Here is a 23,571-nt window from a genome sequence, read left to right as displayed (position 1 = left end):
AGAGACCGCGAACCCATGAGCGATCGGTTCGGCGAACTTCGGACCCTTCTCGCCGACGTCAGGGCGCGATGGATGCGCCGCGCCTTCCTGCGCGCGTGGACGCTTGGCGCGGTCACGGCCGCCGCGATGTTGCTAGTCGGGCTGCTGGCCATCTGGCTCGTTGCCCGCGAAGGCGTCCCGCTCGTGCTCGCGGTCCTCGCCGTCAGCGCCGTCGCCGTCACCGCGCTGGTGTTCGCGCTGGCCCCCCTTCGCAAGCCGCCCTCAGATCGCCAGGTCGCCCGGTTCATCGAGGAACAGGCCGGCGGGTTGGACGATGTTCTCGTTACGGCCGTCGAGAAGGCCGGCGCGGCAAGGTCGGCCCTGACCGAGTTGTTGGTGGCCGAGGCGCTGCGCACGGCACGGTCGCAACCGTTCGAGACCATCATTGCAACCGGCACCGTGAGACGCGCCATGGCCGGTGCCGCGGTGGGCAGCCTCGTGCTCGCCGGCGCGGTCGTGTTGTTTGCGCCGTCGGCCGGTCGCGCCGCCGATGTCGTGGGCGCGTACCTGTTCCCGAAACGGTACGTCATCGAAGTGGCGCCGGGGTCGGTGAAGCTCCCTGCGGGCCAGCCGTTGACGGTGATCGCGCGCATCCCCGGCATCGACGGCGGACTGGTGCCGGACCTGACGGTCGGCACCGGCGCGGCGGCGCGGTCGGCGCGCATGACGCCGGGCGAGGCCCCCGGTGAGTTCACGTTCACCCTGAGCAACATCGAGATGTCGTTCGCGTACCTGGTGTCGCTTGGCGCTGCCCAATCCGCGCAGTTCGACGTTGATGTGATCCGTCCGGTCCGCGTGGCGCGCGTCGATGTGCGCTACGAGTATCCGCAGGGCGTGGGCCTGCCGACGCAGACCGAAGAAGACACCGGCGACATCTACGCGCCGGCCGGCACCACGGCGCACCTCACGATCACCACCGACAAGCCGGTGCGGCAGGGACAACTCAAGCTGTCTGACGGTACCGCCGTCGCGCTCGGCGGCCGTGCGACGACGCTGTCGGCGGCGCTCACCGTGTCGAAGGACGGCTCGTATCGCATTGCGCTGAACGACGTGGATGGCCTCGCGAGCGAAGGCACCGAGTACTTCATCCGCATGCTGAACGACCGGCCGCCCGAGGTGCGCATTCTGCGGCCGGCCGGCGACAAGCAGGTGTCGCCGCTCGAAGAGGTCGCGATCGAGGCGAGCGCCGAGGATGACTACGGTGTCCAGGCCCTGGAACTGGTGATCAAGGCCTCGACCGGCAAGCAGACGGTGGTGCCGCTCGGCCGGCCGATCAGCGGTGCGGCGGCGGCCGGCTCCCACACCGTCTATCTCGAAGACCTGGGCGTGGTGCCCGGCGACTTCGTGACCTATCACGCGCGGGCCCGCGACGTCGGCCGCGGCCGGCGCTCGACCGAGTCGCGCAGCGACATCTTCTTCCTCGAGGTCACGCCCTACGAGGAAGAGTTCACGGCCGCTGAAAGCCAGGCCATGGGCGGGATGCCGGGCGAGCAGACCGGCCTTGAGGACCTGATTGCCCAACAGAAGGACATTCTGGCGGCGACGTGGAAGCTCGACGCCAGGGCCCGGCGCGCGCGCGATGCCCGGTCCGAGGGCGACATCACGGCCGTGGCCGCGGCGCAAACCGCCGTCAGGGACAAGGCTGAAGAACTGGCCGGCGAGATGGCCGCCGCCCGGTTGGCGCAGCGGCGCCGCGGCCGCGGCGTGCCGCCGGGGTTGTCGCGGGCCGGCGCCGACGATCCGCTGGCCCAGGCCGTAACGGCCATGGGGCAGGCCGTCGGCGAGCTGCAACGCTTCAGCACCGCGAAGGCCCTGCCGTTTGAAGAAACGGCGCTCGGCCACCTGCTGAAGGCGCAGGCCGAGATACGCCGGCGCCAGGTCGCCATGCAACAGGCCCAGGGGGGCGGCGGCAACGGTAATCGCCAATCGCTCGACTTGTCGACCCTGTTCGAGCAGGAACTGCGCAAGCGCCAGCAGACCAACTACGAGACGCCGTCCACGAGCGAATCGCGCGCCGAAGAAACGGGCACCGAAGACGACCCGCTCGCGGGCATTCGCGAACTGGCTCGGCGACAGGAGGCATTGGCCCGCCAGCAGCGCGAGCTGGCCAAGAACCAGTCGGGACTGACCGCCGAAGAGATCAAGCGGCAGCTCGAACGCCTGACTCGCGATCAGAACGAGTTGCGGAAGCAAGCCGAAGAGCTGTCACAGCAGATGCAGAAGGCATCGCAAGCCCAAAGCCCCGGCAGCTCGCCATCGTCGTCGCCGTCAAGCGGCCAGGGCCAGTCGCTGCGCGAGATCACCGACGAGATGCGCAAGGCCGAAGGGGACCTGCGCCAGCAGGATCCGCAACAGGCCAGTGCCCGCGGCGAGCGCGCATCGCAGCAGCTACGCAACCTCGAACAGCAGATGCAGGGCGCGCGGCCCGACGAACGCCGCCGGGCGATTGGCGACCTGCAGATGGAAGCGCGGCAACTGGCCGAGGCCGAGCGCCGGCTGGGCAACGAGGCCGGGCGCACCGGCGCCGGCGACGATGCGCGGCGGCGGCTGGCCGCGGAACAGGAGCGCCTGGCCGAGCGCGCGGAGCGGCTGGGTGAGTCGGTGAAGCAGATGGCCAGGACCGGTGCGGCGGATGCCGAGGATCGCCAGGCGATCACCGACGCGTCGCGTGAGATCGATCAGCAGAAGATTGCCGAGCGCATGCGCCAGTCGGCGCAGTCGCTGCGGCAGACGTCGCCGGGCGGCGACGGCGCCGGGCAGCCCGAAGAACTGGCGCGCGCGCTCGACAAGGTGGCCGAGCGGCTGGGTTCCGCCAGCGGCGCGCAGGACCGCGAGTCGGCGAAGCTGTCGGAACAGCTGGCGCGCACACAGGAATTGCGCGATCGGCTCGGCGAGTTGCAGCGGACGATGGACGCGCTCGCGCGGGAGCAGGGATCAGCCGGTCAGCAGCCAGGTGCCACCGGCCAGCAGGGCCGCGCGGCCGCGGACCGGGCCGAATCGGTGGCGCGTTTGCAGCGCGATGCCGACAACCAGATGCGCGAGGCGCAGAAGCTGGCCGAGGGCGTGCAGCGCGAGAATCCCCAGATGCCCCGCGGTGCCACGCCGGAACAGTGGGAGCGCGGCGTGTCGGCGCCAGGCACCGAAGCGTTCAAGCAGGATTTTTCGAACTGGGAGTCGCTGAAGAAGAACCTGTTGACGGCCCTCGATCGCACCGAGTCGCAGCTGTCGGACCAATTGCGGGCGCGCGAGAACCGTGAACGATTGAATGCCGGCCGCCACGAGGCCGTGGCCGAGACCTATCGTCAGCTGGTGGAGCGCTATTACCAGTCGCTGGCTGCGCCGCGAAAGCCCAAGCCGTAATGAGGTTCGCCGTCGTCCTCCCGTGGTGGGGTTATGTGCTCGTGTTCGGCAGCGCGCTGGTGCTGGCGTGGCTGGCCTATGCGCGGGTGCCGGTGGCGCTGTCGCGGGGCATGCGCGGGCTGCTCACCGGGTTGCGCGCCGTCACCATGGTGCTGCTGATTGCCATCCTGCTGCGCCCGGTGGTGATGATCCCGCCCGCAGCGGCCAACAACAGCCTGTTGCCCGTGCTCGTGGACGTGTCGAGGAGCATGCGGCTGGCCGATGGCGACGGCCCGTCGCGGCTCGACCGCGCCCGCGAAATCGTTCGCGACCTGCAAGCCCGGCTCTCGGGTGAGTACTCGATCGAGTTGCTGACCTTCGGCGAAGCGCTCGCGCCCGGCGACGTCGCGACCATGACCGCCACGGCCCGGCGCAGCGACCTGAGCGGGGCCCTGGCCGACCTGGCCGAGCGGCACCGCCGCGGCCGGGTCGCCGGCGTCGTGGTGCTATCGGACGGCGGTGACACGTCGCCGCAGGAACACCCGGCGCCACGAGTGGGCGAGGCGCCGGTGGTGGCGGTCGGCATGGGCCGCGCCGACGGCGGCCGCGATCGCGAGGTGTTGAACCTGACCGCGGGCGAGCCACTCCTCGCCGGCGCCTCGGTGGACCTCAGCGTCTCGGCGATCAGCACCGGATTTGGAACCGAACCGGTCGAGCTGCGCGTCAGCGCGAATGGCCGGCCCATCGAGGTGCGCCGTGTCACCCCTCAGGCCGAGGGTGCGCCCGTTCACGAGGTGTTCACGGTGTCGCCGGCGCCCGGCGTCGCCACGGTGTACTCCGTCGAGATCCCGGTGGCTGGCGGCGAGCTTGCCGCCGAGAACAACGCGCGCAGCGTGCTGGTGCCGGCGCAATCGGGCCGCCGCAAGATCCTGATGGTCGAAGGCGCGCCTGGCTACGAACACACCTTCCTCAAGCGGGCCCTGGCCCAGGATCCGGGCCTCGACATCGATGCGGTCGTGCGCAAGGGCCAGAACGACGATGGGCGCGACACGTTCTATGTGCAGGCCGCGCCGGATCGCGTGGCGGCGCTCACGAGCGGCTATCCGTCCACGCGGGCCGAGCTGTTCGTGTATGACGCGATCATCTTTGGCAACATCGCGGCGGATTTCTTTACGCGCGACCAGCTGTCGCTGACCGCAGCCTTCGTGGCCGAGCGCGGCGGCGGGCTGCTGGTGCTCGGCGGGCGGTCGTTCGAACGCCAGGGCCTGTCGGGCACGCCGCTCGAAGAAGTGCTGCCGATCGACCTCACCGATCGCCGCGCGACGGTTGCGCTCGCCTCGAACGCGTTCGCGCCGATGGCGGCCAACGCGCCGGCGCTGACGCCCGACGGCGCGCTGCACCCGGCGACCCGCCTGGCTCCGTCGATGGATGAGAGCCGCCAGCGGTGGGCCCAGCTGCCCGCGCTCGCGTCGGTGGCGGCGGTGGGCGGCCCCCGGCCGGGCGCGCAGGTGCTGGTCGTGGCGCCCAGTGGCGGCGGCGCCCCACAGCCGCTGATTGCGGCGCAGCGGTACGGCCAGGGCCGATCGCTGGTGTTTGCCGGCGAGGCCTCGTGGCGCTGGCGCATGATGCGGCCGGCGACGGACCTGAGCTACGAAACGATCTGGCGGCAACTGGCGCGCTGGATCACCGCCGGCGCGGCGGCACCGGTTGCCATTGCCCCGCTGACGCCGACCGTGCCGGGCGTGACCGAGTTGATTTCGATGACGGTCCGCGACGCGGCCTTCAGTCCGGTGGCCAACGCCGAGGTGTCGCTGGCACTGACCGCGCCCAACGGCGAGTCGCGGATCCTCGCGCCGGCGTTGTCGAGCCCGCAGCAGGGCCGCTACGGGGTCGCGGCCCGGTTCGACCAGCCGGGGGTCTATCGCCTCGACGCCACCGCCGATCGCGCAGGCATTCGCCTGGGTGCCGCCTCACGCCAGGTGCTGGTCGGCGGCACCGACCTCGAGATGGCGCAGCCCCGGTTGAACGAGGCCGTGCTGCAGCGGCTGGCGGCCGAGACCGCGGGCCACTACCTGCCGGCAGAGCGGGCCGGCGAGTTGGCCGAGTTGCTGCGCGAGTCGCGGGTGGCCGCCGGTACGCCCGAGCAACGCGACCTCTGGCACAATGGCTGGAGCTTTCTCGTGCTGGTCACCCTGCTTGGTGCCGAGTGGCTGCTGCGGCGGCGCGCAGGGATGTCGTAACCGGATTTGGTGATTTGGCGATGACGATGAAAACGTTCGTTGGGGCGGTGCTCGTCGTGCTCGCGTTGTCGCCTGCCTCGGCCGAAGCCCAGGCGCGCTGGGCCGTGATCATTTCCGGAGCCTCGGGCGGCGAGAAGTACGCCGAGCAGATGCGCGACTGGCGCGAGGGCCTGCGGTCGGCGATGGTCGATCGCTACGGGTTCAAGCCCGAACAGGTTCGTCTCCTGGTGGACGAGACGGCCCCGAGCGGGGAGAAGGGCACCGCCGAGAACGTCCGCAGGGTCTTTGCCGAGCTGAAGAAGGCCGGTACCAAGGACGACCTCGTGCTGGTGGTGCTGCTGGGGCATGGCACGTACGACGGTGACGTCGCCAAGTTCAACCTGGTCGGCCCCGACCTCAGCGCTCGTGATTGGACCGGCGTCCTGGCGGGCGTACCGGGCCGCCTGGCCGTGGTGAACACGACCGCGGCGAGCTTTCCGTTCCTGGAAGCGCTTACCGCCAAGGGCCGCGTCGTGATCACGGCAACCGATTCGGCGGCGCAGAAGTACGCGACCGTGTTCCCCGAGTACTTCGTGAAGGCAATCCGCGAAGCGTCCACCGACCTTGACAAGAACGGCCGGACCTCGTTGTTCGAGGTCTTCACCGTGGCCAGCGCGTCGGTGAAGCAGCACTACGAGCAGAAGGGCCAACTGGCGACCGAGCGCGCCGTGCTTGACGACAACGGCGACGGCAAGGGCGTCGAGGCCCTGACCGAGGGTCCCGACGGCAGCGTGGCCCGCCTCTCGTATCTCGATGCCGAACCGGCCGCCGAATCAGCGAACCCGGAACTGGCGGCGCTGGCCAAGCGCCGCCGCACGCTCGAGTTGCAGGCCGAAGAGCACAAGCAGTTGAAGGGCGTGATGCCCGACGCGGAGTGGAATGCCCAGTTCGAGAAGCTGATGCTAGAGCTGGCGCAAGTCTCAGCTGAGATCAGGAAAAAATCCTAAACAGGAGACAAGGATTAGAAGGTCTTATTCCTGATCTCTTGACCTCCTGTTCGGACATCCCACCAATCGACGGCCATCCGCTCGGGCCGTCGCATGAGCCGGACGAGGATTAGTCCGCAGGCGAAGCCGGCGACGTGCGCCCAGAACGCGACCCCGCCCGTCATCTCTCCCGACTGAAAGAACGGCAGCGTGCCGATGCCGTTGAGGAACTGCATGAAGAACCAGAAGCCGAGAAAGAACACGGCCGGCAGCTCGAACAGGATGGGCGGGAACGGGAACAGCATCAGCACCCGCGAGTGCGGATAGAGCACCAGGTAGGCGCCCATCACGCCGGCAATCGCCCCGCTGGCGCCGACCATGGGAATCAGCGAATCGGGATTGAGCGCCGTCTGCGTGAACGCCGCCACAAAGCCGCACAGCGCGTAGAACACCGCGAAGCGTCCATGTCCGAGGCGGTCTTCGACGTTGTCGCCGAAAATCCACAGGAACAGCAGGTTGCCGGCGAGGTGCACGAGGCCGGCGTGCACGAACATCGACGTGAAGACATCGGCCAGCGAGAAGTACGCCGGCACGACCGCGAACGTGACAAGAAACGCCTCGGCGGTCGGTGCGGGGAGGGTGGACTGGAACAGGAAGACCAGCAGGTTGAACCCGATGAGGCCGATGGTGACGCCCGGGCGCGTGCGAGAAGGGATGACGTCGCGCAGGGGAATCATGGGCTTCAGCTAGAATAGTCAATAACGATGACCTGTCGCTCATGCGGCGCCGAAATCGCGGCCAACGCACTGATTTGCTACAAGTGTGGCACCGCCACGTCGGAGCCGCGAATCACCCCGCCCGCATCGCGCCCACGGCGCTCGCGCGTCTCGGTGGCCGGCCTCGTGCTGCTGGGCCTGGCGCTGGCCGCGGTCGTGCGCCAGGTGGCGTGCGGAAGCCTGTTATGATGAGGCGTTCGGGCCCCCGCGACGGTGCCCGCCAGTCCCTATGGCAAATGCGCGGCTCGAAGTAAACGACGGCCTCGGCCAGCGAATCGTCCCGATCACCAAGACGCAGCTCACGATCGGTCGCCGGACCGAGAGCGACCTGCGCCTGGTCGGCAGCGACGTCTCCCGCGAACACGCCGAGATCGTGGAAGTCAACGGCGAGTGGCTGCTGCGCGACAAGGGGTCGCGCTACGGCACCTACGTCAACGGCGAAGCGGTCTCCGAGCACAAGCTCACCCACGGCGACAAGGTGCAGTTCGGCCGCGCCAGCGGCGCCGACGTCGTGTTCTTGACCGGCGACGCGCCGGCCCACACCGACCGCTCGCACGCCAGCGCCGTCAACGACCTGCGCCAGCTCGCCGCGCTGCTCGAAGGCCTGCGCGCGCTCGGCTCGGGCCGCGTCCTCGATGAAGTGCTGGCGCTCGTACTCGATGCCGCGATCGACGTGGCCGGCGCCGAACGCGGCTTCATCATGCTGTCGTCGAACAACGCGCCGCTCGAACTGAAGCTGGCCCGCGCCAAGGGACGCATCACGCTGCCGAACACCGGCTTCAACACCAGCCGGAAGATCCCCGAAGAGGTGTTCGCCACCGGCGAACTCAAGATCGTGGCCGACCTGCTCGACGGCGACCTGGCCAACGTGCACATGGGCACGGTCGCACTGGGCATTCGTCACGTCGCGTGCATCCCGCTGCGCATGGTGCGGTACCTGGATCGCGCCGACATGGCCAGCGAGACCAAGAACATCGGCGTGCTCTATCTCGACAGCCGCGAGAAGGGCAGCCTGCTGGCGCCGCACACGCGCACCGCGCTCGATACGCTGGCGACCGAGGCCGGTGTCGCGATTGAGAACGCGCGCCTGTACCGGCAGACGCTCGACAAGGCCCGCCTCGAGCACGAGCTGAAGATCGCCGCCGAAATCCAGCGCGCGTTGCTGCCCGAAGGCACGCATAACGGGACGTTCTTCCAGTCGGCCGGCACCTCGCTGCAGGCCCGGTCGATTGGCGGCGACTTCTTCGACCTGATCGATACCCCGGACGGCATGTTTGGCTTCCTGTGCGGCGACGTCGCCGGCAAGGGGCCGGCGGCGGCCCTGCTGACGTCGAAGATCATGGGCATCTTCTCGGCGTTCGCGTCGATTGGCGACGATCCGGCGCAGACCGTGGATCACATCAACAAGGTGCTGACCCGCCGCCAGATCGACGCGCGCTACGCGACGCTGATGTACGGCCAGTTGGCGCCCACCGGCAAGCTGGTGTTCTGCAACGCCGGCCACAACCCGCCGTTGATCTACGGCGTCGACGGCCTGCGGCGCATCGAGAGCGGCGGCATGCCCGTGGGGTTGTTCGAGATGGCGCCCTATTCAGCCGATACTCTCGACCTGAAGCCCGGCGACACCATGGTGTTGTATAGCGACGGCGTGACCGAAGCGCAGAACGTGGCGGGCGATGACTTCGGTGAAGAACGCATGGCTGCGGTGCTCGAGCAGTACCACAAGGAACCGGCCACCGTCGTGCTCGAGAAGCTGATCGCGGCCGTCAGCGAGTTCGCGCGCGGCGCCGAGCAGTATGACGACGTCACCGCCCTGGTCATTCGCTACATTGGCCCATCATGACCAAGCGGGCACGTGTCGCGATGGCCTTGTGGGCGGTGTTCGCCGTTGCGGTCTTCAACGTGACGTTCGACTGGCAGACCCGCCTGGCGGGCCTGGAGTTTGCGGGCGCGCAGTCGCGCCGCCACGCGGCCGGCCAGCCCGTGGCCACCATTAACGATGGCTTCCGCCCGATGGTCCGCGCCGCCGCCGTTCGCTCGAGCGGCTGGCTGGGCCTCATCCTGGGCACCGGCGCGATCGCGACCATCGTGGCCACCCGGACGTCAAAAGAAGTCTGAAGAACTCGATGCTCGATAAACTGATTTACGACTGGAACAAAATCGGCGCCCCGGCGGCCCCCAAGCGGGTGATGCTGGACGACGAGACGTTGCGCGACGGCTTGCAGTCGCCGTCGGTGAAGACGCCGACCATTGCCCAGAAGATCAAGATCCTCCACCTGATCGACCAGCTCGGCATCGACACGGCTGACATCGGCCTGCCCGGCGCCGGTCCCCACGTGGCCGCCGACGTCGAGCGCCTGGCGCGCGAGATCGTCGACGCGCGACTGAAGGTCCGCGCGAACTGCGCGGCGCGAACCACGATCACCGACATCCGCCCGATTGCCGAGATCACCCAGCGGACCGGCCTGCCGATCGAGGTCGGCGCCTTCATCGGCTCGTCGCCGATCCGGCAATATACCGAGGGCTGGACGCTTGACTGGCTGCTGAAAAGCACCGAAGAGGCGATCACGTTTGCGGTCGGCGAGGGCCTCGAGGTCATGTACGTGACCGAGGACACGACCCGCGCCGATCCCGAGACGTTGCGCCAGTTGTACGTGTGCGCCATCCGCGCCGGCGCCAAGCGCATTTGCCTGGCCGACACCGTCGGTCACGCCACGCCGTGGGGCGCCACCGCGGTGGTCAAGTTTGCCGCGCAGGTGATCAAGGACGAGGGCGCCGACGTCGGTATCGACTGGCACGGCCACCGCGACCGCGACCTGGCGATCATCAACAGCATTGCCGCGCTCGAGGCCGGCGCCTCGCGCGTGCATGCCGCGGCGCTCGGCATCGGCGAACGCGTCGGCAACACCCCCATGGATTTGCTGCTCGTCAACTTCGTGCTGATGGGCTTCCTCGAACGCGACCTCACGCCGCTGATGCCGTACTGCGAGGCCGTGTCCGAGGCGTGCGGCGTGCCGATTCCCGACAACTACCCGGTGATTGGCCGCGACGCCTTCCGCACCGCCACGGGCGTGCACGCCGCGGCCGTGGTCAAGGCGTGGCGCATGGGCGATCGCGAGCTGATGGACGCGGTCTACTCGGCAATTCCGGCCAGCCTGGTCGGCCGCCAGCAGGAGATCGAGGTCGGGCCGATGTCGGGCAAGTCGAACGTGCTGTTCTGGCTCGAGCAGCACGGCATTCCGACCAGCGACCCGGTGGTCGATCGCGTATTCGCCAAGGCGAAGGGATCGACGACCGTCCTTACCGAAGCCGAGATTCTCGCGGAAGTCTACCGGTAGTCGGTCCGCCTAAAGGCGGACGCCACATCGGAGCTGCGACGCCACATTGCAGATGTAGAGTCCGGCTCTAGCCGGACCGCAAGAGTCAGTTCTTCAGCAGTCGCGCTTCGATTTCCGGCAAGGCCGCCACCACCACATCACCCACGATCTGCAGGCTGCGCGCCGATACCGCGTCGAGGGTGTCCTGCGCGGTGTGCCAGGCCGGGTAGTCGAGGTCGATGATGTCGATCGCGGGCACGCCGGCCTTCAGGAAGGGCAGGTGGTCGTCTTCGACCGCCATCGATTCCTCGATGAAATGACGCTGGTGGCCGAGCCTGCGCGCCACGTTCCAGACGATGTCGGTCAGCCACGGCGTGGAGTTCGACTCGCGGCGGATGTTCAGGTCGCGGTCGCCAATCATGTCGAGCAGGATCATCGCCCGCAGCGACTTCAGCGTCCCGGTCTTGCGGGCGACCTCCACGTAGTGGCGGCTGCCGTAGGTGTTGTCGGTGCCCACCCACTCGCCGGTGGCTTCCTCGCCGTCGAGGAACAGCAGCTCGATGGTGAAGGGGAGTGTCGGCCGCGCCTTGATGACCCGCGCCAGCTCCAGCAGCGCCGCCGTGCTCGACGCGCCGTCGCTGGCGCCGACGAACCGGAACTCCCGGAACAGCTTGGTGTCGAAGTGGCTGGCAATGATGATGCGCTCGGCCCGCTGGCCGGGGATGGACGCGATCAGGTTGACCATCTTGATTGGGCCAAGCGGCGTCGTGGCCGTCCACGCCTGTTCGACGGTCTTGAGGCCGATCGCGGCGAGCGTCTTGGTGATGTATTCGCGGTTCTTGACGTTACCCGGCGACCCGGACGGCCGCGGGCCGATGGCCACCTGCTGGCGCAGATGCTCCCAGGCTCTTGTGCTGTCGAATGCGACGGCGCCCTGACCGTGCGCGCCGGAGACGGCGAGCACCACCAGGGCGCACCAGGCAAGAGTCAGTCTTCGAATCACGAATCACCAGCTCGCTAGATCACCAGATCACGAGATCATCGCTTCGACATGGGGACGTAGTCCCGCGTCGAGGCGCCCTCGTAGATCTGCTTGGGGCGCGCGATCTTGGTTTCCGGGTCGAGCAGCATCTCTTCCCACTGCGCGACCCAGCCCACCGTGCGGGCAATCGCAAACAGCACCGCGAACATCTCGACGGGGAACCCCATGGCCTGGTAGATCAGCCCGGAGTAGAAGTCGACGTTCGGGTAGAGCTTGCGGCTGACGAAGTACTCGTCCTCGAGCGCGATCCGCTCCAGTTCGAGCGCGATGTCGAGCAACGGGTTCTTGCCCGTGACCTCGAACACCTCGTAGGCGGTCTTCTTGATGATCTTGGCCCGCGGGTCGTACGACTTGTAGACGCGGTGGCCGAAGCCCATCAGCCGGCCGTCGCCGGCCTTGACCTTCTTGATGAAGGCGGGGATGTGCTCGACCGAGCCGATCTCCTTGAGCATGCGCAGCACGGCTTCGTTGGCGCCGCCGTGCAGCGGGCCATACAGTGCCGCGGCCGCCCCGGCCAGGGCCGAGAACGGGTCCACGTTCGAACTGCCGATCGCCCGCATGGCGCTGGTCGAGCAGTTCTGCTCGTGGTCGGCGTGCAGGATGAACAGCACGTCGAGCGCGCGCTCGAGCGCCTTGTTCGGCGTGTACTTCACCTCGGTCATCTTGAACAGCATGTTCAGGAAGTTGCCGGTGAAGCTGAGGTCGTTGTCGGGGTAGACGTACGGCCGGCCGGTGCTGTGGCGATAGGCGTAGGCGGCCACGGTCGGCGTCTTGGCGATCAGGCGGAGGATCTGCTTCTGCCGCGATTGCGCGTCGAAGATCAGCTTGCCATCCGGGTAGAACGTCGACATGGCGCCGACGGTGCTGATGAACACGCCCATGGGGTGGGCATCGTAGGTAAAGCCCTCCATGAACTTCTTGATGTTCTCGTGCACCATCGTGTGCATCGTGATCTGGTGGTTCCACGCCTCGAGCTGGCTCTTGTTCGGCAGTTCGCCGTAGAGAATCAGGTACGCCGTCTCGAGATAGGTGCTGCTCTCGGCGAGCTGTTCGATGGGGTATCCCCGGTACATCAGGATGCCCTTGTCGCCGTCGATGAAGGTGATTTTGCTCTTGCACGCCGCGGTGTTCATGAACGCCGGGTCGTAGGTACACAACCCCGGATCCTCGCCGCCGGTTGTGATTTTCTTCAGGTCAGTGGCGCGGACAGCGCCTTCCGTGATCGGGATGTCGTAGGTCTTCCCGGTCCGGTTGTCGGTAATGGACAGCGTTTCAGGCATAGGGTGATCCCGATCATTCTAGATCACCCGCCCATTGCCGTCACGGAGAGAGTTCTACTCGGTCCTGGCCGGGCCGGCCCCGGTGTGGCGCACGTCCTTGGCCGACAGGATGAAGATGACGTCCTCGGCCACGTTGGTCGCATGGTCGCCAATGCGCTCGAGGTGGCGGGAAATCAGGATCAGGTCCAGCGCCGGCTCGATGGTGGCTGGGTCGGCCAGCATGTAGGTGAGCAGTTCCCGGAAAATCTGGGACTTGAGCCCGTCGACGATGTCGTCCTGGGCCAGGACGGCTTCGGCCAGGGCGATGTCGCGGCGGACAAACGCATCGAGCGCATCGCGCAACATCGACTGCGCCAGCTCGCCCATGCGCGGGATGTCGATCAGCGGCTTGACCGGGGCGTGCCGCAGGTAGCGCTTGCCGGCCTCGGCGATGTTGACCGCCAGGTCGCCGACCCGTTCCAGGTCGGTGTTGATCTTGACGACGGCGACAATCACGCGCAGGTCGTTCGCCATCGGCTGGTGCAAGGCCAGCAGCTTGAAGCAGCGATCGTCGATCTCGATGTGCAGGTCGTTGATGGGCTGGTCGCCGGCGAGCACGGCGTCGAGCGCGGCGAGGTCGCGGTCCATCAGGCCGCGGACCGACTCGCGCACCCGTTCCTCGGCCAGGCCGCCCATGGCCAGCAGGCGCTGCTTGAGGGCATCGAGATCGTCCTGGAAGTGTCGAAACACGCGCTCCATCAGCCGCACCTGCCTGTGACGTAGTCCTCGGTGAGTTTCTCCGCCGGCGCCGTGAAGATCCGGTCGGTTCGGTCGTACTCGACCAGCCGGCCGAGCCAGAAAAAGGCCGTGAAGTCGGAGACCCGCGCGGCCTGCTGCATGTTATGCGTCACGATGACGATTGTGTACTGCTTTTTGAGCTCGTAGATCAGCTCTTCGATGCGCTGGGTCGCGATCGGGTCGAGCGCCGACGCCGGTTCGTCCATCAGCAGAATTTCGGGCCTGATGGCGAGCGCGCGCGCGATGCACAGCCGCTGCTGCTGGCCGCCCGACAGCGCCAGCGCCGAGTCGTGGAGGCGGTCCTTGACCTCGTCCCAGATGGCGGCCTGCCGCAGGCTCTCTTCGACGCGGTCGGCCAGCTCGGCCTTGGACTTGACCAGGCCGTTGATGCGCAGGCCGTAGGCCACGTTCTCGAAGATCGACTTCGGGAACGGGTTCGACTTCTGGAACACCATGCCGACCTTGCGGCGCAGGTGCACGACGTCAACGCCCGCGTCATAGATCGATTCGCCGTCGATCAGCACCGTGCCCTCGACGCGCGTCATCGGGATGATGTCGTTCATCCGGTTGAGCGTGCGCAGGAACGTGCTCTTGCCGCAGCCCGACGGCCCGATGAACGCCGTCACGAGGTTCGACCGGATCTCGATCGAAATGCCGTCGAGCGCGCGCTTCGGCCCGTAGTAGAAGTTCAGGCCCTCCACGCCGATCTTGACCGGTTGATCGAGGCTGCCGGCGCCCTGCCCGGGCCGGGCGGCCACCCCGGCCAGGCTGGCCGGCACGGCGCGATTGGTGGTGGCGTTCATATGCGCCCCCGGCGCTGTTGGCGGTCGCGCACGATAATGGCGATCGCGTTCATCGAGAGCAGCAGGACCATAAGCACCAGAATAGCAGCGGCGGCGTTCGCCTTGAACTCGGGTTGTGGCCGCGACACCCAGTTGAAGATCTGGATGGGCAGCACGGTGAACTTCGACCAGATCCCGTCGGGCGCGAACGGGATGTACGTGAGGGCGCCAATGGTGATGAGCGGGGCGGTTTCACCGATCGCGCGCGACAGCGCCAGGATCAGGCCGGTCAGCACGCCCGGCATGGCCATGGGCAGCACCTGGTTCCAGATGGTCTGCCACTTGGTGGCGCCGAGCGCGTAGGAGCCTTCGCGAATCGAGCTGGGCACCGTGCGCAGCGCCTCGCGGGTGGACATGATCACCACCGGCAGCGCCAGCAGCGCCAGGGTCGAGGCGCCCGCCAAGACGCTCTGGCCCATGCCCATGAGGCGGACGAACAGCCCGAGGCCGAGCAGGCCGTAGATAATCGACGGCACCGCCGCGAGGTTCGAGATGTTCAGTTCGATGAAGCGCGCCACCCGGCTGCGCGAGCCGTACTCTTCGAGATAGATCGCCGCGGCGACGCCGGCCGGCAACGCCATGGCACCGGTCAGCGCGATCACCCAGATGCTGCCCATCAGCGCGTGATAGACGCCCGCGTCCTCAGCGTTGCGCGACGCGATGCTGGTCAGGAACTGGAAGCTCAGGCGCCCGCCGCCGTCCGAGACGATGTTGAACACCAGCGCCGCCAGCGCCGCCAGCGCGACCAGCAACGCGCCGAGCGACACGAACTGGAAGATCACATCGGCGTGCTTCCTCATGCGTATTCCTCGCGGAACCGCTCGCGCAGCCAGGTGCTGATCAGGTTGAGCGAGAAGGTCATCAGGAACAGCAGCATGCCGACCGCGAAGATCGTCCGGTATTCAATCGTCCCCTGCGGCGTGTCGCCGAGCGACACCTGGACGATGTAGGCGGTCATGGTTTCGATCGGGACGAAGGGGTTGCCGGTGAGGCGCGGCTGCTGGCCGGCGGCAATGGCGACGATCATCGTCTCGCCTATGGCCCGCGACACCGCCAGGATGAAGGCGGCGGTGATGCCCGAGAAGGCGGCCGGGACGACCACCTTGAGGGCGGTCTGCATGCGCGTGGCGCCGAGGGCATAGGAGCCCTCGCGCAGGCCCTGCGGCACGGCGCGCATCGCATCCTCCGACAGCGACGAGACCAGCGGCAGGATCATCAGGCCCATGACCAGGCCCGGGCTGAGCGCGTTGAAGCCCGACAGGGTGGGAAAGATCTGCTGCAGCAGTGGCGTCACGAACGTGAGGGCAAAGTAGCCGTAGACGACCGTCGGCACGCCGGCCAGGATTTCGAGCACCGGCTTGATGACGCGCCGGAAGCCGCTTGGCGCGTACTCGCTGAGGTAGATGGCCGACAGCAGGCCCATGGGCAGCGCCACCACCATCGCGATGCTCGACACCAGCATGGTGCCGACGACCAGTGGCAGGACCCCGAATTTCTTACTCGAGAACAGCGGTGTCCACTCGGTGCCGGTCAGGAAGTCGATGAGCGGCACCTCGCGCAGAAACTCGAACGTTTCAATCGCGAGGACGGCGATGATGCCGCCGGTCGTGAGTACTGAGAGCGCTGCGCACAGGAACAGCACCCGCTCGATGATCCATTCGCCCTTCGGCAGGCTCAGGGCGCCCCGAGTTTTTCGAGAGGCGAGCGTCGGGGTGGACATGCGGCCGCGCTACTGCGCGCGTTCCTTGCTGAGCAGCTGATCGATGGTCACGCCCACGGTGTGCTGGCCCGAAAACGCCGAGCCGGTGATGCGCTTGGCGAACCGGTCGGTGACCAGGCCGTAGATCTCGGGGCCGAGGCCCACGTAGTTCACCTCACGGACCAGCTCTTCGGCATTCTGCATGTAGAACTCGATGAATCGCTGTACTTCGGGGCGGTCGGCGGCCTTCTTGGCGACGTAGATGAACACCGGCCGCGACAGCGGCTGGTACGTGCCGTCCTTGATGGTGACGGGCGACGCCAGGATCGGCCCGGCGCCGTTATCGGCCTTTTCATCGTCCACTGGTACCAGCTTCAGCCGCGCGGCGTTCTCTTCGTAGTATGCAAACGGCAGGAAGCCGAGCGCGAGTTCATCGCTGCTGACGCCCTGCACCAGCACGTTGTCGTCTTCGCTCGAGGTGAAGTCGCCGCGGCTGGCCTTGGCCGTGCCCATGATGGCTTCGGTGAAGTAATCGAAGGTGCCTGAATCGACGCCGGCGCCAAACAGGTGGATTTCACGGTCGGGCCACGAGGACCGGACCTGGTTCCACCGTTTGATTTTTCCCTGCGACTCTGGGGCAAAGAGTGTCTTCAGCTCGGCGACCGTGATCTTGTCCACCCAGCTTGCCGTCGGGTGCACCGCGATGGCAATGCCGTCGTACGCCACCGGCATCTCGATGAACTCGACGCCGGACTGACGGCAGGCCTCAACTTCACTGGCGCTGATCGGCCGCGAGGCGTTGGCAATGTCGATTTCGGCGCGGCAGAACTTCTTGAAGCCGCCACCGGTGCCGGAGATACCCACGGTCACGTTGATGCCCTGGTTGGCCTTCTGAAATTCCTCCGCGACGGCTTCGCCAATGGGAAAAACCGTGCTGGACCCGTCGAGCGTCACGAGCGCCGAGCCTCCGCCGCCGGAACCACCGCCACAGGCGGCCAGCGTAGCGATCAAAAGCACAACGGGCAGAATGCGACGAAACAGGGACAACAACATGGTCCATAGCGTACGCGTTGTGGGTTTCGCGGCAGTTTCTGGCGTGTTAAATCCGTGTTAACGGCCTGGGCACGCCGAATCGGACCGCTCGCTAAGGTCGAGGTCGCTGCGGTCGGCCGCCAGGAACGCCTGCTCGTCGATGGCCAGGTTGTCGCGCATGCGCTCGAGGATGCGATGCCGCAGGCCGGCTGCCTCGGCCGGCTCGCACCACGGGTCGATGGCGACATCGCCGGCCAGGGCCGCCACCATCGCCACCTGGGGCAGGCTTAGATCAGCCGCCGGCCGCCCGAAGTACCCGTGCGCGGCCGCCTCCAGGCCGCGCAAGCCCATGCCAAACTCCGCGCGCTCGGCCAGCGTGGCCAGAAGCTCGGCCTTCGTCCACGATCGCGCCAGCCAGATCGTGGTCACAAACCGCGCGTGACCCTCGCGGAAGCCGGGTTCCGCATGGCCTGCGGCGCGCACGTGTTCCCGGGAGAGGTGGACCACGGCACCAAACGCCGGCATGTGCCGGGTCCGGCAGGCAGCCTGGGCGTCGGCCTGCAGATCCGGATCGTCCGCGGTCTCCGCCTGGGCGATGCACACGAGCAGCTGAGCCAGGTTGAGGGGGCGGAAGGGATTGAGATCGGTCGCGGCGCCGCCTTCGGCGCGGGCCCACAGAGCCTCGCCGGCCAGCGGCGTGACGGTGCCGTTGGGGGCCGGGGCCGGCCACGGAGGCGCGAACCAGAGGCCGAGCGACAGGTAGCTGGCGAGCAACAGCGAGATCCCGACGCCGGCGCCGCCCAGGCCGATCAGGGTGCGCCGGGCGGTCGGAGTCACATAATCTTTATATCACAAAGTTATTTGCGAGACTTGGCGGCGCCGGGCGGCACGCTGCGCGGACGGCCGGTCGGCGCGAGCCGCTGCCGCGTCAACTCGGTCGCCACCGACTTCAGTCCCTTGCGGTAGGGGACCTTCTCAATCCGGATCTTGCGGTCGAGCACTTCTTCGAGCGCCTTGGCCTGCTTGTGCGCCGCCCACACTTCCAGCTCGGCGTCGCCGAGCGCCTGCACCTTGATGCGCAACTGGCCGAGCCGTTCGCGCATTTCGAGCCCGCGAATGACGCCGTGGCGGCTGCGGTCCAGCGTTTCGGCCAGGCGCAAGAACGCCGACAGCACCTCGACCGCGCGGCGCTGGCCCTTGTTCAGGTCCTGCTGGCCGATGTGGTGGTCCTTGGGCGTGGCGCGGCGGTGATAGCGCGTCACCAGCGCGATGATGTCGATCTCGTCCGGTTCGAAGCCCCGCAGGTCGCCGTTCTTGATCAGGTAGTACGAGTGGCGATGGTGCTTCTCGTAGCTGATGTGGTTGCCGATGTCGTGCAGGAAGCCGGCATACTCCAGCCACTCCCGCTCCCGGTCGCCCAGCCCATGAATGCGCTTGGTCAGGTCGAACATCGTCAGCGCCAGCGCCGCCACCTGGCGCGAGTGTTCGCCTTCCCAGCTGCAGCGTTCCGCCAGCTCGATCACCGACCGGCGCCGCACGTCCGGGTACCGATCGATGCGGGTGATGTGCTTGCGATGGCCGTGGATGTAATCGAGCAGCACGCCTTCGCGCAGCGCGAGGTCGCAGAGCGTGATCTCCTCGGCGCCGAGCCGCCGCAGGATGGTGTCGAGCAGGATTGCCCCGGCCACCATCAGGTCGGCGCGTCGCGGGTCGAGGCCGGGGAGGTGCATCCGCTCTTCGAGGTCCATGTCGATCGCGGACTTGCGCAGCTTGCGCAGGCTCTTGGCGGGCACACGCAGGTTGCGAATCTCGGTGGGCACGGCGCCGCGATCGATGGCGGTCGCGACCGTACCGAGCGACAGGATGGTGCCGGAGGTGCCGATGACGCGGTCGTAACCCGCTTCAACGATGGTCTCGAGATAGCGGTCGGCCTGCTCGCTGATGAACTCGACCATCTTGCGTTCGTCGCGGCTGGAGATGGGGTCGGAGTCCACGTAGCGCTCTGTCAGCCGGATCACGCCCATCTTGAAGCTGCGCGCGAACTCGATTTCGCGGCCGCTGCCGCGCGTGATCTCCACGCTGCCGCCGCCGATGTCGATCACCACCGCCGGCTTCGGCGTGTCGACGCCGTAGACCGCGGCCAGGTGGATCAACCGGGCCTCTTCGGTGCCCGTAATCAACCGCGCGCGAATGCCGGTCTTGCGCTCGATGGCCTTGAGGAACGCGCCGCCGTTTTCGGCCTCGCGCGTCGCGCTGGTCGCCACGGCGAGAATCTCGTCCACCTGGTGGGAGGTCGCCAGCCGCTGGAACTTCGACAGCGCCTGCAGCGCGGCGTTCATCGATTCCGGCGTCATCTTCTTGCCGTCCAGGCCGCCGGCGCCCAGCCGGACCATTTCCTTCTCGCGGTCCACGACCTCGAACGAGAAATCCGGCCGTACGCGCACCACGATCATGTGGACCGAGTTGGTACCGATATCGATGGCGGCTAGTCGCATATAGGGACTGGGCTTGCCCTGAGCGAGGGATTCGGGCGGAACGGCCCGAATCCCGAGTCGAAGGGTATAATCGGCGCTGATCCTAGCATGGCGCCCTCCGCCCTCTCCGTCGCGATTCTCCGCCAGCGCCTGATCTCGCTGCTGGCGGCGATGCCGGCTGCGCAGTCGGGCGACGAGACCTCGGTGCACCAGGCGCGCGTCGCCTCCCGCCGGCTGCGCGGCGCCCTGCCCATGCTGGGCGCGAGCGCCGACGCCGATGCACTCGACCGCGTCCATCGCCGCGTCCGCCGCATTACCCGGGCCCTTGGCCCGGTGCGCGAGTTGGACGTGTCGTTGCAGCTGCTGACCGAACTGGAAGGCCGCGGCGTGGCCCCGGCGGCGGCGATTGGCCGCGTGCGCGAGGCGGTGACCGCCGAACGGCTGAAGCGCCGCCGCGACATGCTCGACGAGATCACGCCGTCGCGCCTCGACAAGCTGCGCAAGCGCCTGGTCGATGTCGCGGCGCCGGAAACGCGATCAGGGGTGCCGGGCGATGCCGTCGCCCACGCCTTGGCCCAGGCCGGCAAGCGCGCCCGCCGGTTGCGCGCCGCGATCATCCGCGCCGGCGGCATCTACCTCGCCGAACGGCTGCATCGGGTCCGGATCGAGGCCAAAAAGCTGCGCTACGCGCTCGAGATCCAGCGCGAGCTGGCGCGCTCGCGATCGCGACTGCACCTCAACCGCCTGAAGACCCAACAGGACCTGTTGGGCCGCATGCACGACCTCGAGATCCTGATCGAGAGCACGCGCACCGTCCAGGCATCGCTGCCGGCCCGCAACCGCCGCAGCATGGCCGAACTGGATGCGCTGATCCGCGTGCTCGAGGACGAGTGCCGCGAGGGGCACGCCGCCTACATGCACGCCAGGCCGTCGCTGTTGAAACTGTGCGAGTCGGTCGTCGACTCCGCCGGGCAATTTCGCGCGACGGCGGCCTGAACCGGAACATCCATGGCCGCCACCATTGAGCTGTACCTCGTCCGCCACGGCCTGGCCGCCGAGCGTGGACCGAAGTACCCCGACGATACCCTGCGGCCGCTGACCCCTGAGGGCGTCAGGAAATTCGCGTCTTCGGTGCCGGGCTTGCTCGAACTGGATGTCGTGATCGATTTTGTGCTGACCAGCCCGCTGGTCCGCGCGCGCGACACCGCCACCCTGCTGGCTGCGGGACTGAAGCCGAAGCCGGCCATTGCCGAAGTGGCGGCACTGGCTCCGGGCGGGCGGCACCAGGCGATCCTCGAGGCGATTAAGACCCACGCGGCGAAGCGACATCGCCGCCTCGCCCTGGTCGGGCACGAGCCGGATCTCGGCGAACTGGCGGCCCGCCTCCTGGGCGCCCGCGGCATCATCCAGTTCAAGAAGGGCGCCGTGTGCGCCATCGACCTGGACGGCGCGACGCCAGGAGGGCCCGGCACGTTGCGCTGGCACCTCACGCCGCGGACCCTCCGCGCCCTCGCTCGCTAACCCCCGTCAGGACTCTGTGCCTAATCGGTGGAATCTGTGGCTGTGAAGGCGACTCGGTGGAATCTGTGGCCATGAAGGCGACCGTCGTCGTCAACCCAATCGCGGGCCCTGGCCGGTCGCGCACGCTGGACGCTTGCGCTGCGCTCGCCCGCGAGTCGCTCGGCCGCGCGGGATTCGAAGTTGACGTCCACATCACCACCGGTCCGGACGATGCGCAGCGGTTTGCCGCGGCGGCGGTCAGTGCCGGCCACACTCTGGTGGCGGCGTGGGGTGGCGACGGCACGGTCAATGGTGTCGGTGCCGGCCTGGCAGGCTCACCGGTCGCGATGGCGATCATCCCCGGTGGATCGGGCAACGGATTGGCGCGGGACCTCGGCGTGCCACTCGATGCGGCTGCGGCCTTCGAGGTGGCAGCCACGGGCACGACTCGCTCGATCGATGCGGGCGAGCTGGACGGCTCGCTGTTCTTCAACGTCGCCGGTATTGGGCTGGATGCCAGCATCGCCAATCGCATGGCCCTGCCGGGTGCTCGCCGGGGCCTGCTGGGGTATGTGGTCGCCACGATGAGCGAACTGCCAGCCTATCGGGCACGCGACTACGCGATCACGTTTCCGGAGAGCGAGGCCGCGCCGATGGCGTCGCCCGCGTTGTTCGTGGCGCTTGCCAACTCGCGGCAGTACGGCAACGGCGCGCAGATTGCTCCACACGCGCTTCTCGACGACGGTCAGATCGACGTCGTCTTGGTGAGGCCGCTTTCACTGATCGGGATGGCGTCGCGCATCCCCGCGTTTTTCAACGGCACCTTGAAAGCCGACGAGAGCGTGTTGATGCGCACGGCCGCGCAGGCGGCCATTTCGTCGGACAGCGACATCTGGTTTCACGTGGACGGAGAACCGCGCCGCGGGTCGAAAACGATCCAGTTACGCACCCGTCCGCGAACGCTGGTCGTGCGAGTTAAGTCCTGATGGCTCAGCGAGTTATCTCATTTGACCGAGGACTTGTCGCGAAGAATTTACACCAGCGCAGCGTCCGTTCGAGCCACCATCGAGGAGTAATGGACGCCTTCACCAAGAAACTGCAGTTTCTCGATCACACGCGCCACTACTCGATTTCGGTGACTGATGAGGGCTGGGTCGTGAAAGAGGAACGCGATAGCGAGGTGGTGCGCCAGGCGCACTATCAGGACTGGCACCGCGTCGAACGCGCCAAGCGTTCGATCGCGAGCGAGCTGGACGAGCTTCGCACCAAGGGCTGGGTCGAAGTCGCCGCTACTTCTCAGACTCAATAAACCGGTAGCCCAGCCCGACCACGGTTTCGATCTGCTTGCCGGCGGCGCCCAGCTTGCCGCGCAGGCGGCCGACGTGGACGTCCACCGAACGCGTTTCGATCATCCGATCGTAGCCCCACACTCGTTCCAGCAGGCGATCTCGCGACAGCACGCGGTTCTTGTTCTCGACCAGGTGGCGCAGCAGTTCGAACTCGCGCCGCGTCAACCGCACCGACACGCCATCCACGGCAATGGATACCGCATCAAAGTCGGCCACCAGGTGCTCGCCGCGGTAGATCGGCGGCGGACCGGCCTCTTCGGGACGGCCGCGGCGTAATACCGCACGCACGCGGGCTGAGAGTTCGCGGGGACTAAAGGGCTTGGTGACGTAGTCGTCGGCACCCGCGTCGAGGCCGACCACGCGGTCGCTCTCGCTGCTGCGCGCCGTCAGCATGATGATCGGGGTCTTGGCGGTGCCCGGCCGCGTCCGCAGCAGGCGGCAGACTTCGAGGCCTCCCAGTACCGGCAGGTTGAGGTCGAGGATGATCAGGTCGACTTGCTGCTCGCTGGCCAGCTTGAGCGCCTGGTCGCCGCTGGCGGCGATCTCGACAATGGTATCGCCGCTGCGCTCGAGGGTGTGCTTGATCAGGCCCGAGATGTCCTTTTCATCCTCCACGACCAGGACGCGCGTCTTGGGATTGCCCCCGGGACTGCCCGAGACTCTGGGGCGTGGCGAAGACGAGGGTTGATCGGCACGTACCAAGCTGTTCTGTTGCATCCGGCGTTCCTTTGCCTGCATGAGGACACTCCCACAGTAGTCAGTGCAGGTTTCCGGCCGGTGACGGGGGCGTTAATTCTGGGTAACGGTTGGGGCTCGCGCCTTCCACCTTCGCCAAGGCTACGGCGGGACAAGTCGGCGCTCGTGGGGCTCGGCGGCTGCGCCGCCATCGTAGGGCTCGGC

22 protein-coding genes are annotated in these 23,571 nt (G+C 67.6%); 11 read left to right on the top strand and 11 right to left on the bottom strand.

The window, feature by feature from the left end:
• Nucleotides 1-15: 15 nt before the first annotated feature.
• The 3 genes from Q8T13_18210 to Q8T13_18200 are packed head-to-tail and all read left to right on the top strand — an operon-like array spanning nucleotide 16 to nucleotide 6,604.
• A complete protein-coding gene (locus tag Q8T13_18210) occupies nucleotides 16-3,399 on the top strand; it encodes a hypothetical protein (protein ID MDP3719699.1) in 3,384 nt (1,127 codons plus the stop codon).
• Nucleotides 3,399-5,618: a glutamine amidotransferase gene (locus Q8T13_18205; GenBank protein MDP3719698.1), complete on the top strand. Its 2,220-nt coding sequence runs from the start codon at nucleotides 3,399-3,401 to the stop codon at nucleotides 5,616-5,618. Before Q8T13_18210 ends, Q8T13_18205 begins: the two co-directional genes overlap by 1 nt.
• Nucleotides 5,619-5,638: 20 nt before the next feature.
• A complete protein-coding gene (locus tag Q8T13_18200; protein MDP3719697.1) occupies nucleotides 5,639-6,604 on the top strand; it encodes a hypothetical protein in 966 nt (321 codons plus the stop codon).
• 14 nt (nucleotides 6,605-6,618) lie between these two features.
• On the opposite strand, the gene Q8T13_18195 is transcribed toward Q8T13_18200, so the two are convergent.
• Entirely contained in the window at nucleotides 6,619-7,320 is a 702-nt protein-coding gene (locus tag Q8T13_18195) for a rhomboid family intramembrane serine protease (GenBank protein MDP3719696.1), read from the bottom strand.
• A 27-nt stretch (nucleotides 7,321-7,347) separates the two neighbouring features.
• Between Q8T13_18195 and Q8T13_18190 the strand changes: the two genes are divergently transcribed.
• Genes Q8T13_18190 through Q8T13_18175 form a run of 4 tightly spaced genes read left to right on the top strand, consistent with a single transcriptional unit; the run spans nucleotide 7,348 to nucleotide 10,697 of the window.
• On the top strand, nucleotides 7,348-7,548 hold the full coding sequence (locus Q8T13_18190) for a hypothetical protein (GenBank protein ID MDP3719695.1): 201 nt from the start codon (nucleotides 7,348-7,350) through the stop codon (nucleotides 7,546-7,548).
• A 40-nt stretch (nucleotides 7,549-7,588) separates the two neighbouring features.
• Entirely contained in the window at nucleotides 7,589-9,202 is a 1,614-nt protein-coding gene (locus tag Q8T13_18185; GenBank protein ID MDP3719694.1) for a SpoIIE family protein phosphatase, read from the top strand.
• Complete coding sequence (locus tag Q8T13_18180; protein MDP3719693.1) at nucleotides 9,199-9,477, top strand: hypothetical protein; 279 nt, start codon at nucleotides 9,199-9,201, stop codon at nucleotides 9,475-9,477. Before Q8T13_18185 ends, Q8T13_18180 begins: the two co-directional genes overlap by 4 nt.
• Nucleotides 9,478-9,485: 8 nt before the next feature.
• On the top strand, nucleotides 9,486-10,697 hold the full coding sequence (locus Q8T13_18175; protein ID MDP3719692.1) for a LeuA family protein: 1,212 nt from the start codon (nucleotides 9,486-9,488) through the stop codon (nucleotides 10,695-10,697).
• 85 nt (nucleotides 10,698-10,782) lie between these two features.
• On the opposite strand, the gene Q8T13_18170 is transcribed toward Q8T13_18175, so the two are convergent.
• The 9 genes from Q8T13_18170 to Q8T13_18130 are packed head-to-tail and all read right to left on the bottom strand — an operon-like array spanning nucleotide 10,783 to nucleotide 19,843.
• Entirely contained in the window at nucleotides 10,783-11,679 is an 897-nt protein-coding gene (locus Q8T13_18170) for a M28 family peptidase (GenBank protein MDP3719691.1), read from the bottom strand.
• Nucleotides 11,680-11,714: 35 nt separating this feature from the next.
• Nucleotides 11,715-12,998, bottom strand: coding sequence for a citrate synthase (locus Q8T13_18165; GenBank protein MDP3719690.1), 1,284 nt, complete (start codon nucleotides 12,996-12,998; stop codon nucleotides 11,715-11,717).
• A gap of 54 nt (nucleotides 12,999-13,052) precedes the next feature.
• Nucleotides 13,053-13,727 (bottom strand): phosphate signaling complex protein PhoU, encoded by a 675-nt coding sequence (gene phoU / locus Q8T13_18160; protein ID MDP3719689.1) that lies wholly within the window; start codon nucleotides 13,725-13,727, stop codon nucleotides 13,053-13,055.
• 8 nt (nucleotides 13,728-13,735) lie between these two features.
• Nucleotides 13,736-14,578 (bottom strand): phosphate ABC transporter ATP-binding protein PstB, encoded by an 843-nt coding sequence (gene pstB / locus Q8T13_18155; protein ID MDP3719688.1) that lies wholly within the window; start codon nucleotides 14,576-14,578, stop codon nucleotides 13,736-13,738.
• Nucleotides 14,575-15,417 (bottom strand): phosphate ABC transporter permease PstA, encoded by an 843-nt coding sequence (pstA, locus tag Q8T13_18150; protein ID MDP3719687.1) that lies wholly within the window; start codon nucleotides 15,415-15,417, stop codon nucleotides 14,575-14,577. Before pstA ends, pstB begins: the two co-directional genes overlap by 4 nt.
• Nucleotides 15,414-16,337, bottom strand: a complete 924-nt coding sequence (pstC, locus tag Q8T13_18145; protein MDP3719686.1) for a phosphate ABC transporter permease subunit PstC — start codon at nucleotides 16,335-16,337, stop codon at nucleotides 15,414-15,416. The genes pstA and pstC overlap by 4 nt, the downstream gene beginning before the upstream one ends.
• Nucleotides 16,338-16,346: 9 nt before the next feature.
• Nucleotides 16,347-17,369: a PstS family phosphate ABC transporter substrate-binding protein gene (locus Q8T13_18140; protein ID MDP3719685.1), complete on the bottom strand. Its 1,023-nt coding sequence runs from the start codon at nucleotides 17,367-17,369 to the stop codon at nucleotides 16,347-16,349.
• 57 nt (nucleotides 17,370-17,426) lie between these two features.
• Entirely contained in the window at nucleotides 17,427-18,185 is a 759-nt protein-coding gene (locus Q8T13_18135; protein ID MDP3719684.1) for a transglycosylase domain-containing protein, read from the bottom strand.
• A gap of 20 nt (nucleotides 18,186-18,205) precedes the next feature.
• Nucleotides 18,206-19,843, bottom strand: a complete 1,638-nt coding sequence (locus Q8T13_18130) for a Ppx/GppA phosphatase family protein (GenBank protein ID MDP3719683.1) — start codon at nucleotides 19,841-19,843, stop codon at nucleotides 18,206-18,208.
• An 87-nt stretch (nucleotides 19,844-19,930) separates the two neighbouring features.
• Between Q8T13_18130 and Q8T13_18125 the strand changes: the two genes are divergently transcribed.
• The 4 genes from Q8T13_18125 (at nucleotide 19,931) to Q8T13_18110 (ending at nucleotide 22,631) form a co-directional block, all read left to right on the top strand.
• A complete protein-coding gene (locus tag Q8T13_18125) occupies nucleotides 19,931-20,818 on the top strand; it encodes a CHAD domain-containing protein (GenBank protein ID MDP3719682.1) in 888 nt (295 codons plus the stop codon).
• A gap of 12 nt (nucleotides 20,819-20,830) precedes the next feature.
• Nucleotides 20,831-21,343 carry a phosphohistidine phosphatase SixA gene (sixA, locus tag Q8T13_18120; protein MDP3719681.1) on the top strand — a complete coding sequence of 171 codons (513 nt, stop codon included), beginning with the start codon at nucleotides 20,831-20,833 and terminating at the stop codon, nucleotides 21,341-21,343.
• A gap of 71 nt (nucleotides 21,344-21,414) precedes the next feature.
• Complete coding sequence (locus Q8T13_18115) at nucleotides 21,415-22,308, top strand: diacylglycerol kinase family lipid kinase (protein ID MDP3719680.1); 894 nt, start codon at nucleotides 21,415-21,417, stop codon at nucleotides 22,306-22,308.
• A gap of 89 nt (nucleotides 22,309-22,397) precedes the next feature.
• Complete coding sequence (locus Q8T13_18110; GenBank protein MDP3719679.1) at nucleotides 22,398-22,631, top strand: hypothetical protein; 234 nt, start codon at nucleotides 22,398-22,400, stop codon at nucleotides 22,629-22,631.
• On the opposite strand, the gene Q8T13_18105 is transcribed toward Q8T13_18110, so the two are convergent.
• On the bottom strand, nucleotides 22,612-23,388 hold the full coding sequence (locus tag Q8T13_18105; GenBank protein ID MDP3719678.1) for a response regulator transcription factor: 777 nt from the start codon (nucleotides 23,386-23,388) through the stop codon (nucleotides 22,612-22,614). The two genes, Q8T13_18110 and Q8T13_18105, sit on opposite strands and share 20 nt — an antisense overlap.
• Nucleotides 23,389-23,571: the final 183 nt, after the last annotated feature.

Source organism: Acidobacteriota bacterium (assembly GCA_030697165.1).
Classification (GTDB): Bacteria; Acidobacteriota; Vicinamibacteria; order Vicinamibacterales; family UBA2999; genus 12-FULL-67-14b.
Note: the sequence above shows the minus strand (reverse complement) of the source record. Positions and strands in the feature narration are given on the sequence as shown.

What these genes read in the sequence shown, in the direction of transcription:
- Q8T13_18210 (MDP3719699.1), top strand. Translation starts at nt 16, where the DNA reads ATGAGCGATCGGTTCGGCGAACTTCGGACCCTTCTCGCCGACGTCAGG.
- Q8T13_18205 (MDP3719698.1), top strand. Translation starts at nt 3,399, where the DNA reads ATGAGGTTCGCCGTCGTCCTCCCGTGGTGGGGTTATGTGCTCGTGTTC.
- Q8T13_18200 (MDP3719697.1), top strand. Translation starts at nt 5,639, where the DNA reads ATGACGATGAAAACGTTCGTTGGGGCGGTGCTCGTCGTGCTCGCGTTG.
- Q8T13_18195 (MDP3719696.1), bottom strand. Translation starts at nt 7,320, where the DNA reads ATGATTCCCCTGCGCGACGTCATCCCTTCTCGCACGCGCCCGGGCGTC.
- Q8T13_18190 (MDP3719695.1), top strand. Translation starts at nt 7,348, where the DNA reads ATGACCTGTCGCTCATGCGGCGCCGAAATCGCGGCCAACGCACTGATT.
- Q8T13_18185 (MDP3719694.1), top strand. Translation starts at nt 7,589, where the DNA reads ATGGCAAATGCGCGGCTCGAAGTAAACGACGGCCTCGGCCAGCGAATC.
- Q8T13_18180 (MDP3719693.1), top strand. Translation starts at nt 9,199, where the DNA reads ATGACCAAGCGGGCACGTGTCGCGATGGCCTTGTGGGCGGTGTTCGCC.
- Q8T13_18175 (MDP3719692.1), top strand. Translation starts at nt 9,486, where the DNA reads ATGCTCGATAAACTGATTTACGACTGGAACAAAATCGGCGCCCCGGCG.
- Q8T13_18165 (MDP3719690.1), bottom strand. Translation starts at nt 12,998, where the DNA reads ATGCCTGAAACGCTGTCCATTACCGACAACCGGACCGGGAAGACCTAC.
- pstB (MDP3719688.1), bottom strand. Translation starts at nt 14,578, where the DNA reads ATGAACGCCACCACCAATCGCGCCGTGCCGGCCAGCCTGGCCGGGGTG.
- pstA (MDP3719687.1), bottom strand. Translation starts at nt 15,417, where the DNA reads ATGAGGAAGCACGCCGATGTGATCTTCCAGTTCGTGTCGCTCGGCGCG.
- pstC (MDP3719686.1), bottom strand. Translation starts at nt 16,337, where the DNA reads ATGTCCACCCCGACGCTCGCCTCTCGAAAAACTCGGGGCGCCCTGAGC.
- Q8T13_18140 (MDP3719685.1), bottom strand. Translation starts at nt 17,369, where the DNA reads ATGTTGTTGTCCCTGTTTCGTCGCATTCTGCCCGTTGTGCTTTTGATC.
- Q8T13_18130 (MDP3719683.1), bottom strand. Translation starts at nt 19,843, where the DNA reads ATGCGACTAGCCGCCATCGATATCGGTACCAACTCGGTCCACATGATC.
- Q8T13_18125 (MDP3719682.1), top strand. Translation starts at nt 19,931, where the DNA reads ATGGCGCCCTCCGCCCTCTCCGTCGCGATTCTCCGCCAGCGCCTGATC.
- sixA (MDP3719681.1), top strand. Translation starts at nt 20,831, where the DNA reads ATGGCCGCCACCATTGAGCTGTACCTCGTCCGCCACGGCCTGGCCGCC.
- Q8T13_18115 (MDP3719680.1), top strand. Translation starts at nt 21,415, where the DNA reads ATGAAGGCGACCGTCGTCGTCAACCCAATCGCGGGCCCTGGCCGGTCG.
- Q8T13_18110 (MDP3719679.1), top strand. Translation starts at nt 22,398, where the DNA reads ATGGACGCCTTCACCAAGAAACTGCAGTTTCTCGATCACACGCGCCAC.
- Q8T13_18105 (MDP3719678.1), bottom strand. Translation starts at nt 23,388, where the DNA reads ATGCAACAGAACAGCTTGGTACGTGCCGATCAACCCTCGTCTTCGCCA.